This window comes from Paraburkholderia hiiakae (genome assembly GCF_904848665.1).
In the GTDB taxonomy this organism is placed as follows: domain Bacteria; phylum Pseudomonadota; class Gammaproteobacteria; order Burkholderiales; family Burkholderiaceae; genus Paraburkholderia; species Paraburkholderia hiiakae.
Map to the genome: position 1 here is coordinate 117,211 of NZ_CAJHCQ010000022.1, position 14,677 is coordinate 131,887.

16 protein-coding genes are annotated in these 14,677 nt (G+C 64.3%); 5 read left to right on the plus strand and 11 right to left on the minus strand.

Going from position 1 to position 14,677, the window contains the following annotated elements:
- Window positions 1-56 precede the first annotated feature (56 nt).
- From cheW to flhD, 7 genes are all read right to left on the minus strand, one after another.
- A complete protein-coding gene (cheW, locus tag JMY28_RS31595) occupies window positions 57-590 on the minus strand; it encodes a chemotaxis protein CheW (protein ID WP_201699839.1) in 534 nt (177 codons plus the stop codon).
- Window positions 591-647: 57 nt separating this feature from the next.
- On the minus strand, window positions 648-2,918 hold the full coding sequence (gene cheA / locus JMY28_RS31600; protein ID WP_201699840.1) for a chemotaxis protein CheA: 2,271 nt from the start codon (window positions 2,916-2,918) through the stop codon (window positions 648-650).
- Window positions 2,919-2,985: 67 nt separating this feature from the next.
- Entirely contained in the window at window positions 2,986-3,360 is a 375-nt protein-coding gene (locus tag JMY28_RS31605) for a response regulator (RefSeq protein WP_158758898.1), read from the minus strand.
- Between the two features lie 13 nt (window positions 3,361-3,373).
- Window positions 3,374-4,459, minus strand: a complete 1,086-nt coding sequence (gene motB, locus JMY28_RS31610; RefSeq protein ID WP_201699841.1) for a flagellar motor protein MotB — start codon at window positions 4,457-4,459, stop codon at window positions 3,374-3,376.
- 10 nt (window positions 4,460-4,469) lie between these two features.
- Complete coding sequence (motA, locus tag JMY28_RS31615) at window positions 4,470-5,330, minus strand: flagellar motor stator protein MotA (RefSeq protein ID WP_028203346.1); 861 nt, start codon at window positions 5,328-5,330, stop codon at window positions 4,470-4,472.
- A gap of 373 nt (window positions 5,331-5,703) precedes the next feature.
- Window positions 5,704-6,246 (minus strand): flagellar transcriptional regulator FlhC, encoded by a 543-nt coding sequence (flhC, locus tag JMY28_RS31620; protein ID WP_201699842.1) that lies wholly within the window; start codon window positions 6,244-6,246, stop codon window positions 5,704-5,706.
- 105 nt (window positions 6,247-6,351) lie between these two features.
- The gene (flhD, locus tag JMY28_RS31625; RefSeq protein ID WP_268960686.1) at window positions 6,352-6,669 is read right to left on the minus strand and encodes a flagellar transcriptional regulator FlhD; all 318 of its coding nucleotides are present in this window, start codon (window positions 6,667-6,669) and stop codon (window positions 6,352-6,354) included.
- 606 nt (window positions 6,670-7,275) lie between these two features.
- Here flhD and JMY28_RS31630 point away from each other — a divergent pair.
- A complete protein-coding gene (locus JMY28_RS31630) occupies window positions 7,276-8,340 on the plus strand; it encodes a glycosyltransferase family 4 protein (protein WP_201699843.1) in 1,065 nt (354 codons plus the stop codon).
- Window positions 8,341-8,529: 189 nt separating this feature from the next.
- Here the strand turns inward: JMY28_RS31630 and JMY28_RS31635 are convergent, their stop codons facing one another.
- Window positions 8,530-8,826: an H-NS histone family protein gene (locus tag JMY28_RS31635; RefSeq protein ID WP_133183473.1), complete on the minus strand. Its 297-nt coding sequence runs from the start codon at window positions 8,824-8,826 to the stop codon at window positions 8,530-8,532.
- Between the two features lie 286 nt (window positions 8,827-9,112).
- Here JMY28_RS31635 and aqpZ point away from each other — a divergent pair, with 286 nt between their 5' ends.
- Complete coding sequence (gene aqpZ, locus JMY28_RS31640; RefSeq protein ID WP_201699844.1) at window positions 9,113-9,859, plus strand: aquaporin Z; 747 nt, start codon at window positions 9,113-9,115, stop codon at window positions 9,857-9,859.
- A gap of 211 nt (window positions 9,860-10,070) precedes the next feature.
- Window positions 10,071-10,805, plus strand: a complete 735-nt coding sequence (locus JMY28_RS31645) for a histidine phosphatase family protein (protein ID WP_407945561.1) — start codon at window positions 10,071-10,073, stop codon at window positions 10,803-10,805.
- Between the two features lie 96 nt (window positions 10,806-10,901).
- Here the strand turns inward: JMY28_RS31645 and JMY28_RS31650 are convergent, their stop codons facing one another.
- Together JMY28_RS31650 and JMY28_RS31655 are read right to left on the minus strand one after the other, a co-directional pair.
- A complete protein-coding gene (locus JMY28_RS31650) occupies window positions 10,902-11,723 on the minus strand; it encodes a Cof-type HAD-IIB family hydrolase (RefSeq protein ID WP_201699845.1) in 822 nt (273 codons plus the stop codon).
- A gap of 94 nt (window positions 11,724-11,817) precedes the next feature.
- Window positions 11,818-12,714, minus strand: a complete 897-nt coding sequence (locus tag JMY28_RS31655) for a BadF/BadG/BcrA/BcrD ATPase family protein (protein ID WP_201699846.1) — start codon at window positions 12,712-12,714, stop codon at window positions 11,818-11,820.
- Window positions 12,715-12,893: 179 nt separating this feature from the next.
- Here JMY28_RS31655 and JMY28_RS31660 point away from each other — a divergent pair, with 179 nt between their 5' ends.
- Both JMY28_RS31660 and JMY28_RS31665 read left to right on the plus strand, forming a co-directional pair.
- The gene (locus JMY28_RS31660) at window positions 12,894-13,490 is read left to right on the plus strand and encodes a DNA-3-methyladenine glycosylase I (RefSeq protein ID WP_201699847.1); all 597 of its coding nucleotides are present in this window, start codon (window positions 12,894-12,896) and stop codon (window positions 13,488-13,490) included.
- A 317-nt stretch (window positions 13,491-13,807) separates the two neighbouring features.
- Complete coding sequence (locus JMY28_RS31665; protein ID WP_201699848.1) at window positions 13,808-14,266, plus strand: hypothetical protein; 459 nt, start codon at window positions 13,808-13,810, stop codon at window positions 14,264-14,266.
- Window positions 14,267-14,404: 138 nt separating this feature from the next.
- Here the strand turns inward: JMY28_RS31665 and rpsU are convergent, their stop codons facing one another.
- Entirely contained in the window at window positions 14,405-14,617 is a 213-nt protein-coding gene (gene rpsU, locus JMY28_RS31670; protein WP_004198205.1) for a 30S ribosomal protein S21, read from the minus strand.
- Window positions 14,618-14,677: the final 60 nt, after the last annotated feature.

A 14,677-nucleotide genomic window follows, 5' to 3' on the forward strand; every position in this document is an offset into this window, starting at 1 on the left:
TTATCCGCTCTCTCTCACGCTGGCCTCGCGGCCCCCCGGTTTTACCTCTCGGCGCGTTAGACCAGCGCCTCGATTAGAGCCATTTCACGGCTCGTCATCAGCTTTTCGATGTCCATCAGGATCAGCATGCGGCCTTCCACGGTGCCGAGGCCCGTGAGGTACTCGGTCGTGAGCGTCGCGCCGAATTCGGGCGCGGGCATGATCTGCTCCATCTGCAGCGTGAGCACGTCCGAGACGCCGTCCACCACCATGCCGACCACGCGATGCGCGACGTTCAGGATGATGACGACCGTCTGGTGGTCGTACTCGACACGGCCCAGATGGAACTTGATGCGCATGTCGACGATCGGCACGATGATGCCGCGCAGGTTGATCACGCCCTTGATGAAATCGGGCGCGTTCGCGATGCGCGTCACGCTGTCGTAGCCGCGGATCTCCTGCACTTTCAGGATGTCGATGCCGTACTCTTCCGCGCCGAGGGTAAAGACGAGGAATTCCTGACCGCCTGCGTCGGCCTGCAGCGCGTCGCGGCGTTGCGCGCCGGCAAGCGCGCCGTGCGCGTTGCCTTGAATCGATTGGACTTCTGCCACGTTAGCCCCTGAACGGTTGGGAGATGATTGGTTGAGTGCGTCCGGACTTCATAACGATCACGCGAATTCGGCGAACGCACCCGAATTAGCGCTGGCGCTCACGCCGTGCGTGGCGCGCGTCTCACGATTGAGCGCGGCCACGTCGACGATCAGCGCGACGCTGCCGTCGCCGAGAATGGTCGCCGCCGAAATGCCGTGCACCTTGCGGTAGTTCGTTTCGAGGTTCTTCACCACGACCTGCTGCTGGCCGACCAGCTCATCGATCAGCATGGCGAAGCGACGGCCTTCGGTTTCCATGATCGTGACGATGCCCTGCGTCGGGTCTGTGCGCGCGCCTTCCACGTTGAACGCCTGGTGCAGCGCTACGAGCGGGAGATACTCGCCGCGCACGCGCACCACGCGGTCGCCGTTGGTGACCGTGTAGATGTCTTCGTGGCGCGGCTGCAGCGACTCCATCACGAAGTTCAGCGGCAGGATGAAGATCTCGCTGCCCACCTTCACCGACATGCCATCGAGAATCGCCAGCGTGAGCGGCAGCACGATGCGCGTGGTACTGCCCTTGCCCGCGTGCGAGGTGATCTCCACGTGGCCGCCCATCGCCTGGATGTTTCGCTTGACGACGTCCATGCCCACGCCGCGGCCCGAAACGTCCGTCACTTGCTCGGCGGTCGAGAAACCCGGCAGGAAGATGAGGTTCCAGACCTCATCGTCGCTCATGGTGTCGCTGACCTGCATGCCCTGCTTGATCGCCTTGGCGAGAATCTTGTCGCGGCGCAGGCCAGCGCCGTCGTCGCTCACTTCGATCACGATGTTGCCGCCGTGGTGCGCGGCGGAGAGCACAAGCTGGCCCGTGGCGTCCTTGCCCGCGGCGCGGCGCGCTTCCACGGTTTCGATGCCGTGGTCGAGCGAGTTGCGCACGAGGTGGGTGAGCGGGTCGATGATGCGCTCGATGAGGCTCTTGTCGAGTTCGGTCGCCTGACCGAAGGTGACAAGCTCGACTTCCTTTCCGAGCTTCGCCGCGAGATCGCGCACGAGGCGCGGGAAGCGGCTGAAGACGTAATCCATCGGCATCATGCGGATCGACATCACCGCTTCCTGCAGGTCGCGCGCGTTGCGCTCGAGCTGCGCCATGCCGTTGTAGAGACGGTCGTGCAGCGCCGGGTCGAACGTGCTGGTGGTTTCCGCCAGCATGGCCTGCGTAATGACGAGTTCGCCCACGAGGTTGATCAGTTGATCGACCTTTTCGACGCCCACACGGATCGAGCTGCCTTCCGCCGACGCCGCGGCGGCGGCCGGGCGCGCCTTGCGCTCGCCGTCGGCTTGCGCGGGCGCGCTCGCGGGAGGGCGAGGCGCTTCGTGTTCCGGGTGCGGTGCAGGCGGCGCGGCGGGGACCACGGCGCTCGGCGCTGCCGCCGGTGCCGCGGGAGCCGCGGCCGGTGCGGGCGCAGCCTCAAGCGCTGCGGCGGAACCTGCTGCCGCTGCCGGTTGCGCGTCGCCCTGCGGCGCGGCGCCACGGCCGATCGAAATCTGTTTCTCGTCGATCACGAAGCAGCACACCGCGATGATGTCGTCGGACGTCACATCGGTTTCGAGCCACAGCGTGAGGTCGTCGCCGGTCTTCACCTGGCCGAGAATGCGGCCGAGGTTGCCGAGCTCATCGACGAGCAGATCCTGGTCCTTCGCGTCGACAGCGCGCAGCGTGACGCGCAGGTGCGGACCTTCCGCGCCCGCCTCGGCGCTGGCCGCAGGCGCCGAGCCTGCTGCATCGATCGCCTCGCTCACGACGTGTTCGGGCGCGCCCGAGCCCGCAGCCGACAGCGTGCTGTGCATTTCGAAAGCGGCTTCGAGATCTTCTTCCGAATCGCCAGCGCTTGCCTGTGGGGCCGGCGCGGGTGCCGGCGCGGGCACGGGTTCAGGCGCGGAAGCGGGTACGCCGCGGCTTTCCGCATAGAGACGCTCGAGCTTCGTGCGCACGGCGGCAGCCGCTTGCGCGTCGGGCTCGGCGCTCGCGCGGTAGGCGCCGAGCTGGTCGGAGAGCACGTCCTTCGTTTCGAGGAACGTGTCGATCATGTCCTTGCGCAGCACGAGCTCGTTGTTGCGAGCGCGGTCGAGCAACGATTCGAGAATGTGGGTCGTCTCGGTCAAGGCCGTGAAGCCGAACGTCGCCGCGCCACCCTTGATCGAGTGCGCCGCACGGAAGATCGCCGCCAGATCCTCGGGATCCGGGCGACCGACGTTCAGGTTCAGGAGAAGCTGCTCCATCTGCGCGAGCAGCTCGTCCGCCTCGTCGAAAAACGTCTGATAGAACTGAGTGATGTCGAGAGTCATTGCTCTTTCACCGCGTTAATTGCCTGGGGGTGCCTGGGGCTTGCCTGGTCGGTCGCCACGCGGCACCTCAAGGGTGGGCCTCGCCGAGTGCGCTCGCCAGGTCGACGAGCAGCTCGGGGTCCACCGGTTTTTCGATCCAGCCGGTCGCGCCTGCGTCGCGTACGGCTGCCTTGAAGCCTTCGTCCGATTCCGTGGTCAGCACGAGGATGGGCGTTTCGAAGTACGAAGGATTCGCCCTCAACTGCTTGATCAGGTCGAGCCCGCCCATGCGCGGCATGTAAAGGTCGGTGAGCACGAGATCGAAGCGCTGGGCGAGCGCATGCTCGAGCCCTTCTTCGCCGTCGCTCGCCACCGTCACTTCGTAGCCTGCCGAGCCGAGCGCCGCACGCAGGATCTCCCGCATGGACACCGAATCGTCGATCGCCAGAATGTTCCTGATCATCCGTTCCTCGTTGTCATTGCGCTTCCGGCGCTGCCGTTGTTCCCATCGCCGGCGCCACTGTCACCGCCGGCACCACCGACTTGGCCACCTTCGGCGCGATCGCCACCGGGGCCGGCGCCGCCTTGACCGGCACGGCGTCCGGCGTGAGCCCGGGCAGGCTCTTGCCCGAACCCGCTGCGTCGTCGGAGAGCGTGGTGGTGGTCGAGTCGTCGTGCATGAGCGCGTCTTCGGACTTCTTGTTCAATACGATGATGCTGATACGGCGATTCTCGGGGTCGAGCGGATCGGCCTTGTTCAGGTTCTGCGTCGAAGCGAGACCGAGCACGCGCAACACCTTCGATTCGTCCATGCCGCCCGCGATCAGCTCGCGGCGCGAGGCATTGGCGCGGTCCGCGGAAAGCTCCCAGTTGCTATAGCCCTTCTCGCCGCCCGCATAGGGCACGGCGTCGGTGTGGCCCTGCACGACGATGCGGTTGGGCACGTCGTTGAGCGTCATGCCGATCGCCTGCAGGATGTCGTGCATGTACGGCTCGACCACGTCGCGCGCGGTTGCGAACATCGGGCGCTTCTGCGAGTCGACAATTTCGATGCGCAGGCCCTGCAGCGTGGAGTCGATGCGGATCTGCTGCTTGAACTGGCGCAGCACCGGGTTCGCCTCGATCGCCGCCATCAGCTTCACCTGCAGGTCATGCAGGCGCACCTGCTCCTTGCGTTCGAGCGAGCCTTCGAGCTGCTTCGTGGCGTCGTCGTCGTTGTGCTTCGACTGGTCGCGCTCCGAGCGCTCGGTCGCGCCGTCGCTGCGGCGCGTGACGCCCTGGTCCTGCGACGAGATGTCACGGCCACCGCCTTTCAGGATGCTCGAGTCTTCGGCGCTGCGGTCGCCGCCCCAGAGCGTGATCTTCAACGGCTGGTTGAAGTAGTCGGCAATGCCGCGCAACTGCACCGTCGAAGCCGACGAGAGCAGCCACATCAGCAGGAAGAACGCCATCATCGCGGTCATGAAGTCCGCGTAGGCGAGCTTCCACGCGCCGCCATGATGGCCGGCCTTCTTCGGCGCGGCGCGCTTGACAACGATTGCGCGGTCCTTGTTATTGCTCATGGGCCGGTCCTTACTTCGCCTTCACGCGGCGCACGTGCTCTTCGAGTTCCGTGAACGACGGACGCTCGGTCGAGAACAGCACCTTGCGGCCGAACTCCACGGCAATGGCCGGCGCGTAGCCATTCAGGCTCGCGAGGATCGTCACCTTGATGCACTGGAACATCTTGGTCGACTCGGTCACGCGCTGCTCCGCGAGGCTCGAGAGCGGGCCGATCAGGCCATACGAAAGCAAAATGCCGAGGAACGTGCCCACCAGCGCCTGGGCGATCATCTCGCCGAGGACCGCGGGCGGCTTGTCGGCGGACGCCATGGTGTGAACCACGCCCATCACCGCCGCGACGATACCGAACGCCGGCATCGCGTCGCCCACCTTCGCGAGCGCATGGGCGGGCGCCTCGCCTTCGGCGTGGTGCGTTTCGATTTCCTCGTCCATGAGGCTTTCGATCTCGAAGGCGTTCATGTTGCCGCCCACCATGAGACGCAGGTAGTCGGTGAGGAATTCGACGATGTGGTGGTCGGCCAGGATCTTCGGATACTGCGTGAAGATCGGGCTCTTCTGCGGATCGTCGATATCCGCTTCGAGCGTGAGCGTGCCTTCCTTTCGCGCCTTCGCGAGCAGGACATAGAGCAGCGCGAGCAGCTCCATGTACACGTCCTTGTTGTATTTGGCGCCCTTGAACAGCGTGGGAAGCACGCGCAAGGTGGCCTTGATGGTCTTGATGCCGTTGCCGAGGATGAACGCGCCGACGCCAGCACCACCGATCATGAGCAATTCCATCGGCTGCATGAGCGCGCCGAGATGGCCGCCCTCGAGTGCGTAGCCGCCGAAGACGCAAAGGATCGTCAAGAGGGTTCCAACGATAATCAGCACTGACGGGTCCTCACTAGAAATGCGCCGCGAACCGCCGTCGGCCCGCGCCCTTAGCTGGGTTTACGGCAACGGCGCGAAAAACTTTGGGATTGAATGGGCGCGGATCGTAAGCCGGCCGGGCGTCTGCCGTCTGCGCTGCCTGCGCATGACGGATGAATCTGGGGCCGGTTCGCAAAGCCGCGTGGGAAGGGATTGCTGTTTGTGCCTGTGACTGGCCGTGACCGCCTGTGACGATGCGGCCTCGGCTTCGGCAATCGCCGTTCGGGGTGGCCGCGCGGCTTCTGCACAGAGACGGGCCGGGTTTATCCGGAGTCTCGACCTGCGCGGACAGCATCGGGCACCCACAAGCGACGTTTAGCCGCGTCGATCTGCCTCAGGCAGCGATCTGCGACGCAAGCGCGTTGCGCCGCGTGCGTCCGGCCCGCGAGGGCGGCTGGCACAGCCCGCAGACGAAGCCGCGCTGCGGGTCGTGTGCGTGAGCCACGTAGCGGCCGCCGCAACGGCTGCACGGCGTCATCTGCAGGAGGCCCGAGGTGAAGTAGCGCACGAGCGTCCAGGCGCGGGTGAGGCTCAGCGCGGGCGTTTCGTCGTGGAGCCGCAGGTGCTCGAGATAGAGCCGGTAGCTCTTCACGATGGCGTGGATCGGCTCACAGCGCGCCTGGCGGTTCATGAACACGAACGTGTTGTAGAACAGCGAGGAATGGACATTGGGCTGCCAGGTCATGAACCAGTCGGTCGAAAACGGCAGCATGCCCTTGGGCGGCGACTCGCCCTTCACTTCCTTGTAGAGCCGGATGAGCCGGTCGCGCGAGAGCGAGGTCTCCGCTTCGAGCAACTGCAGGCGCGCGCCCAGCTCGATCAGCTCGATCGCCAGAGCGATCTCCTTTACCTCCTGCACCACACTCTTTGTCGCCATAGACACCCGTTGGAAACCGCTAAGGAATACGCGTGGCCCCTGCCGCCGTTCGTGGCAGCAAGGGTGCAATACGCGGCCGCGCGCTGCGGCGCGGGGCGAAGCGGTTCAGCCGATCTGCTCGACGTCCTGGCCCGCCATGATGATCGCCGAGTGGGTCAGCGCGGTTTTACCCTTGTCGGCAAGCGCGCTCAGGATGGTGTGGTCGTCGAACCGGAAGCGGCAAAGCAGCTGGTTCGAAGCGGCAAGCCGTACAGTCTGTGCGAAAGAGAGATTGGCGAGCACCTCGGCGGACTGCTCCGAGATGCCCATGCGGAACATGCCCGTCGGCTTGTCCTCACGTAAAAGACGTTGCGCGAGCAACAGGTACGACAGGTTCACTTCCTTGATCTCATTGAGCATGTCGCTGTGCGTCGTCGCGCTCATGGATTCCCCCGAATCAAATCGCGGCGGCTGGTCAAACCGCCTGCGGAAAACGTTTGCTCGTTCAGATGCAACCCGAATGCGTCCAAACGGCCTGTTTATGGTCGTGGGTAATTGTGGCTGGGGCGGGAACAAATGGAAATCGGACGGATGCCGCGACGCGTTGCGAGAAAAACCTTCGCTAACGTGTAGGAATTTTTCTGACAGAGAGGCGGGACCAGCGGTGGGAGGCGGCGCACGTCATGTCATGCGCATAAGCTGCGGAATTGTCTGCCGATTATAGGCTTTTTCATGGACGCGTCACGCGCGGGTGCTAGCCGGCGAACGCGCGGCCCAGCTCTGGCCCTCGCACCAACGCCTTGTGGCCCTTGCCCGAGCGTCTTGGGCACGCGGCTTGCGGAATGCGCGCCCAAGCCACGTCATGCTTTGCAATGGCCTCTTACATCTGCTGTATCCCGCTGTAACAACATTAAGCGTTTGCAAAACCGCGTGTATCGGGCCGCGAAATGGCCATAATCGAAGTCAGGGATAACCCGATACCGTAGTACCGCCGCAGTGCCGCATCACAGAGTTCGTTGCACACGCGGCTTTTTGCCAGGAGATCGAACAATGCGAATCGCACAAATTGCGCCACTTTATGAAGCCGTTCCGCCCAAGCTTTATGGCGGGACCGAGCGCGTCGTGTCCTATCTGACCGAAGCGCTGGTCGACCTCGGCCACGACGTGACGCTGTTCGCCAGCGGCGATTCGGTGACCTCGGCAAACCTCGAAGCCGCCTGGCCGCGCGCATTGCGCCTCGACCCGACGATCCGCGACGCCCTGGCGCCGCACATGGTGCTGCTCGAACGCGTGCGCCGCGTCGCACACGAATTCGACGTGCTGCACTTTCACCTCGACTACCTGCCGTTCCCGCTCTTCACGACCATGGACACGCCGTTCGTCACGACGCTCCATGGCCGCCTCGACCTGCCGGAACTGCAACCGGTATTCGAGCAGTTCCCGAACGCACCCGTGATCTCGATTTCGGACTCGCAGCGCCAGCCGCTGCCGCAGGCTGCATGGCAGAACACGATCTATCACGGACTGCCAAAGAACCTGCTCACGCCGAAGGCCGACCGCAAGCCCGAGTACCTCGCGTTCCTCGGCCGGATCTGCCCGGAAAAGCGCGTGGATACGGCAATCAAGATCGCCGCGCTCACCGGCCTGCCGCTGAAGATCGCCGCCAAGGTCGACAAGGTCGACCAGGACTACTTCAAGACCGAAATCGAGCCGCTGCTGTCGCAGGCCCACGTGGAGTTCGTCGGCGAGATCAACGAAGAGCAGAAGCCCGCGTTCCTTTCGGGTGCGAAGGCGCTGCTGTTCCCGATCGACTGGTCCGAGCCGTTCGGCCTCGTGATGATCGAGGCCATGGCGTGCGGCACACCGGTGATCGCCTTCAATCGCGGTTCGGTGCCAGAAGTCATCGACCCGGGCGTGACAGGCTATGTCGTCGAGGACGTGCAAGGCGCCGTGGCCGCGCTTCAGAATATCGATTCGCTTTCGCGCGAGGCGATTCGCAACCAGTTCGAACACCGGTTCACGTCGCACATCATGGCCGGCAATTATGTCGACACTTATACGGCGCTCATCGAAGCCGCACAGCGTCCGGTACTGCGACGTGTCGCCGCCGGCTGAGTACGAAGCACTCCGATTTTCGCGATAAATCCAGACGAATAGACGATGTGAATCGTTTGCGAGTCGTGGAATAGCGCCATTACGCGTTGATTACAGACGACGCACAAAAAAGAGCCGCATGAATCATGCGGCTCTTTTATTGCATTTGCGGTTGCGGCGGTATGGCGGCGGGTTCGTTCCTCGCCGGCCTCAGGCGATCAGGTAGCGTTCGCGGTTCTTGCCCGCGATCCACTTGGGCGGCTTGCCGCGCCCGCTCCAGGTCGCGCCGGACTTGGGGTCCTGATAGCGCGCGGGCAGCGGCGCCTTTTTCGGCGGACGCCCACGGCGCGCGGCCTCGGCAAAGCCCAGGTCCTGGGCGGAAAGGCCGTACTCGGCGATCTTTTCCCTGATCGTGGCGATGACGTCCGCGATCTCCGTGCGCCGCGCTTCTTCGGCCTGAGCCTGGAGTTTTGCGATCTGCGCCTTGAGTTCTGAGTATTGCGACATTTCTTTTCCCCCTTCATTGCTCATGAAACCGACTCGATCGGAGATTAGTCGCAAATAACGGAATTCGCAATCGCTATTAATACTGCTTTATCACTCTATTTCTCAATTTAACCATCGATCGCTTCTGGCGCAATTGCGTGTACATCGATCGAAATAATTCGATCAATTAGGTCAAAATTGACAATCCTTGACAGCATCGAAAAGAGCGACTGCCTAGAATCTGGCATTTCCCGGTGCCGGTACTTTACGCGGCCCCTTCAAAATCGACTTTTCGAGGTGTCACGCAATGCACTTATCCAAGCGACTCATTGCCGAGCTGATCGGCACTTTCTGGCTCGTTCTGGGCGGCTGCGGCAGCGCCGTGCTCGCGGCCAACTTCGCGGGCCCGGTTCACGGGCTCGGCATCGGCTTCGTGGGCGTGTCTCTCGCATTCGGCCTGACCGTGCTCACCATGGCCTTCGCCATTGGCCATATTTCGGGCTGCCATCTAAACCCCGCCGTAAGCGTGGGCCTGACCGTGGCGGGCCGCTTCCCGGCGCGCGACCTCGTGCCCTATATCGCCGCGCAGGTGGTGGGCGCGGTGATCGGCGCGTTCGTGCTTGCGCTCATCGCAACGGGCAAGCCCGGCTTCGACCTCGTCGCGAGCGGCTTCGCGACCAACGGTTACGGCGAGCACTCGCCGGGCCACTACGCCATGGGCGCCGCGTTCGTGTGCGAGGTCGTCATGACCGCGTTCTTCCTGTTCGTCATTCTCGGCGCAACCGACAAGCGCGCGCCCGCAGGCTTCGCGCCGATCGCCATCGGCCTGTGCCTCACGCTCATTCACCTGATCTCGATTCCCGTCACCAATACCTCGGTGAATCCGGCTCGCTCGACCGGCCCCGCGCTCTTCGTGGGCGGCGAGGCCATCTCGCAATTGTGGCTGTTCTGGGTCGCGCCTATCGTCGGCGCAGTGATCGCGGGCATCGTCTACCCGGCGGTGGCGGGGCGGCGCGAAGCGGTAGCGGCTGTCGCCGTGCGCGAAACGGTCTGAGGCGTTCTCACACGCCAGCGCGGCTCGGACCACGCCGAAAGCGACACTTTCATCGTGCAGCAGCAAACGGGCGCTTCGGCGCCCGTTTGTCTTGGGTGCCTGGGCGATGCAAGTGCGCCGCCGATGCGCGGCTGACCCGGCCCACCAGGGCCACGCTGCTAGAATCGGACGACTTTCCCACTGTCTTGCCACCTGGAGCATCACGCCCAGCATGAAGCGCTCACGCCCCCGGCCAACACGGCTCGCCCCGACGCTCGCCGCAGGGCTGAGCGCACTGGTATGCGCCTGCGCGCCGCTGCCGCAGGCAAGCGGGCCCGCCAACGGCGGCGAGGCAACGCAAACGAACGCGAGCAGCGCGGCCGCCATGCGCAGTCCGCAAGACGCGCGCAACGTCGAGACACTCATCTTCGTGAGGCATGGCGAAAAGCCACCAGAGGGATTCGGCCAACTCAACTGCAAAGGGCTGAACCGCGCGCTCGCGCTGCCCGCCGTAATCGCGGCCAAGTACGGCAAGCCCGATGCCATCTACGCGCCCGACCCCGGCGAGCAGAAGGAAGACAACGGCCATTCCTACTATTACGTGCGTCCGCTCGCGACGATCGAGCCGACCGCGATCCAGTTCGGCATGCCGATCCAGACGCCGTATGGCTACTCAAAGATCGACGCGCTGCAATCAACGCTCGTCGATCCGCAGTGGCGCGGCCGCACCGTGCTCGTTGCGTGGGAACATCGGGAAATCGAGACGCTTGTGCGCCGCGTCGTCGCCACGCATGGCGGCAGCGCGACCGACGTGCCGCGCTGGGAGAGCGCGGACTTCGACAGCATCTACGTAGTGCGCATCGAGTGGAACGGCGGCGCCGCACGCGCGCGTTTCTCGCACGAGCACGAAGGGCTCGACTCACGCGCGGACGACTGCCCGTGCGCGCAACTGCCCGCCGCGCAGTAACTGTCCCGCAGTAACCGTCCGAATAAAATCGCGACAGCGGTGACGGCGCGACTTGCGCCGCGCCTTTATCGAATCCGGGGATTACGCCCGTGCGGACTACGATGCGATTTCGTCATTGAGCGCGAACAGCTTGCGCAGATGATGCGCGACACCGGCCTCGAAGTTGTTGCCGATGCGCGGCACCAAAGGCAGCCGCTTGATGAGATCGGGATTGGCGTTGTTCATCATGAACGGATGACCCGCCGTTTCGAGCAGATCGATATCGTTCATGTTGTCGCCGAACGCGACGCAGCCCGTGGCGTCCACGCTGAGCCGGTCGAGCACGACGCGCAGCGCGCGGCCCTTCGAAACACCGGCCACCATCACTTCGAGACAATCGGGCAGGGAATAGGTGACATAGAGCGCGTCGCCGAACTCGCGCGCGAGATTCTGCGCCACGTGTGCGAGGTCCGCCGGATCGCCGATGTAAAGCGCCTTGGCAATGCCCGCGCCCGCGTGGTCACGCAGATCCGCCACGCGGTACTCGAAGCCCGAGTCCTGGTGATACGCGAGCAGTTCAGGCGCATCGCGGTCGATAAGCCACGCGTCGTCGGTATAGATACTCACGATCACGCGGCCGTGCTCGCCCACGGTATCGGCGGCAACGAGACGCTCGACCATGGGGGCAGTCAGATTACTCGCGTGGATCAGCGTGTCGTCGGGCGCGTGCACGCGCGCGCCGTTCGCGGTGATGAGATACGGCCGGATGCCGAGCACGTCGCGAATGCCGGCCACGTCGCAATAGTGGCGGCCGGTCGCGATCACGAACGGCAGCCCCTGTGCATCGAGGGCGCCCAGCGTGGCAACCGTGAACGGATCGACCTGATGGTCGCTATTGAGCAGCGTTCCGTCGAGATCGGTTGCAATGACCTTGTACATGGTGATCAGGCGGCTAGCGGGAAACGTTCAATCGTAGCATCTGTGGCAAGGTGATGCCCTTGACCTACGTTCCCGCCCCCTTGCCGCGCGCCACTCAGTTGCCCGCGGCGGCGTGCGCCAGCCGCTGGGCTGCCAGCTGCGCGAGCCGTAGCGCGCCGGTCGTGGAATCGGCGAGCGGGGCGCGCAGGCGCTCACGCACAGCTTGCGGCACCCACTCGCGCAGCGGCTGCCCAAGGCCGCCCGAGAGCGCCGCAGGCAGGTTGCCGGATGGGTCGAGCGCGGTGATGAGCTTCGCGATCTCTACGCCAGCTTCGGCGAGCAGTCTGGCGACGAACGGATGTTCGCGATGCGCGAGGACGACCGGCGCGAGGCTGGCATAAGCGGTCTGGTTGGCTGCGCACTGCCACACGATGAGGCTGTCGCGATCGGTCGCCCGCGCGTGTGCAAGCAGGGACCGCGCGAAGTCGTCCATGGGCACGCGCGCGTCGAGCGCCTGCTGCGCCCAGACGATCGCGCGCAAGCCTAACCACGCACCGCTCGCTTCGTCGCCCGAGGGAAAGCCGAAACCGCCCGCAATGCGGCACTGGCCGTCCTCGCCGAGCACCGCTGCAATGCTGCCCGTGCCAAGGGCGACCACGACGCCCGGCGCGCCGCCGTGCGCGCCCAGCAGCGTCGTGTAGGCGTCGCTTTCCACCGCGAGTCCGGCAACCGGGGGCGCGGTAGCGCGAAACGGCGCCAGCCAGTCGGGGTTGTTCACGCCCGCGAGCCCGCAGCCAAGTACGCATTGCGACCAGTCAAACGCCACTCCCGCCTGCGCAAACGCAGCGCGGCCCCCTTCCTCGATCGATTGCCAGGCGCGTTCGATACCGAGTCCGAGTCCCGACGGCCCGGCGGCCGCTCGCGCGAGTTCGACACCATTCGTGTCGCCAAGCGCGATGCGCGTGCCCGTGCCGCCGCCGTCCACGCCAATCAACCAGGTGTATTTCTGCATGATGTCCGCCGCGCCACGCGCGCCTGTGAGTCCGGTTGGAAAGCCAAAATTTTTGTCGTGCCGCAGAGACTAACGACTTCCCTCAGTTCGCACAATCGGCCATCCGGCCAGGGTGGCGGCACGGCACCGATCCGCTATGCTTGCGTGGCCTGAACGAAGTCTCGCAAGGAGAACTTACCGTGACACACCGCTGCAACTGGGTATCGGCCGGCGCGTCGCCGCAGTATGTGCAATACCACGACGAAGAGTGGGGCGTGCCGTCGCGGGACGACCAGCATCTGTTCGAAATGATCGTGCTCGAAGGCGCGCAGGCAGGACTCTCATGGTCCACGATACTCAACAAGCGCGAAGGCTATCGCCGGGCCTTCGCCAACTTCGACATCGCGAAGGTTGCGCGCTTCACGCCCAAGCACGTCGAAACGCTCATGCAGGACGCCTCGATCGTGCGCAACCGGGCCAAGATCGAAGCCGCCATCGCCAACGCCCGCGCCGTGCAGCAAATCCAGGCCGAACACGGCTCGCTCGCGAAGTTCGTCTGGTCGTTCGTGAACGACACGCCTATCCAGAACGACCTGGCATCGTATCGCGACGCACCGGCCTCCACCGAAGTCTCGGACGCCCTTAGCAAGGCACTCAAAAAATACGGCTGCAAATTCGTTGGCACGACGATCTGTTACGCGTTTATGCAGGCAGTCGGCATGGTCAACGACCATGAGCGCGACTGCATGTGCCGCGAGGCTTGCGCCGCACTTGGCAAGAAGAAGCGCCGCGCCTGAGCGCCGCGAAACGCGCGCACAAGCACGCCATGTCGCCCGCGACTCGGGAAAATCCCGAACGGGGCGCGACGCGCCTCGCCAACCCTTGTCCGCCGGGGCTTTGCGAGACGTCAGAACGATTGCGTCCAACACCGGCCGAGGCAAATTTCTCATCGCTACCGTGCGCAGGCCCACGGTTTTCCGCTGGCGTGCCGTTATAACGGGAAGTGAATGCAGGCGTGTCAGGGGAACGGGTAGTGATGCCGGCTGGAAGGCCGGCGGCGCCGCATTAGAAGGGAAATAACCTGTGCCCGGCACCTGGGCCGCAGGGGGCTGAAATGAAAAATGTCCACTTCCTGAGTCATCAGGAGATCTTCGATCGCGCGGTGGCCCATCTCTTTGGCCAGGGGCGCGCGGCCCTTCTTCCACGCGGCGGCGGCGCCTACCGGGGCGGTGGCTGTGGAGGCGGTCACGGCAGCGCACACAGCTACGGAGGTTGTCCGGTCGGCAGCTTCATCCGGCCACGCGACTATATGAGCGCCATGGAAGGCATACCCGTGCGCTACATCGGCCGTGAGACAAATGACGTGCCGCTCTATATGGACGTGGGCGTTGCCGCGCTGAAAAAAGCGCTGCTGCGAGCGCATATCAACATCTACGATCCCGCTACGATCAACCTGCTGAGTTGCCTGCAGAACGTGCACGACGTGTTTGGCGTGTGGGAATGGCGCGAGCGCCTTTGCTCGATTGCCGCGCAGTTCGGCTTGTCGCCCGAACACCTGAAAGACGCCGCCTGATATCGGCCGGCGCGCGCAACGCGCGCTGCGTTTCGATGCGCATGAACTACGCTTTTTCGACGCACAAACACAAACGGCGGCGCAGCTTCTTGCGAAGCATGCGCCGCCGTCTGGCGGAACACCGAAAAGCGAAAAAGCTTAGTGGAGCTTCTTCGGCAGCATCTGGCTGCGCAGGCGCTTGTGCAGGCGCTTAACTGCAGCTGCCTTCTTGCGCTTGCGAACGGCCGTCGGCTTTTCGTAAGCTTGACGCTCACGCAGCTCGGCGATCAGGCCGTTCTTTTCGATTGCACGGCGGAAGCGGCGAATCGCCACTTCGAACGGCTCGTTTTCCTTCAGAAGAATCGTCGTCATGTATTTCCTAACTCAAATCGCTTAATACGGTTCAAAGGCGTGAGCGTCAAAGTCGCTCAC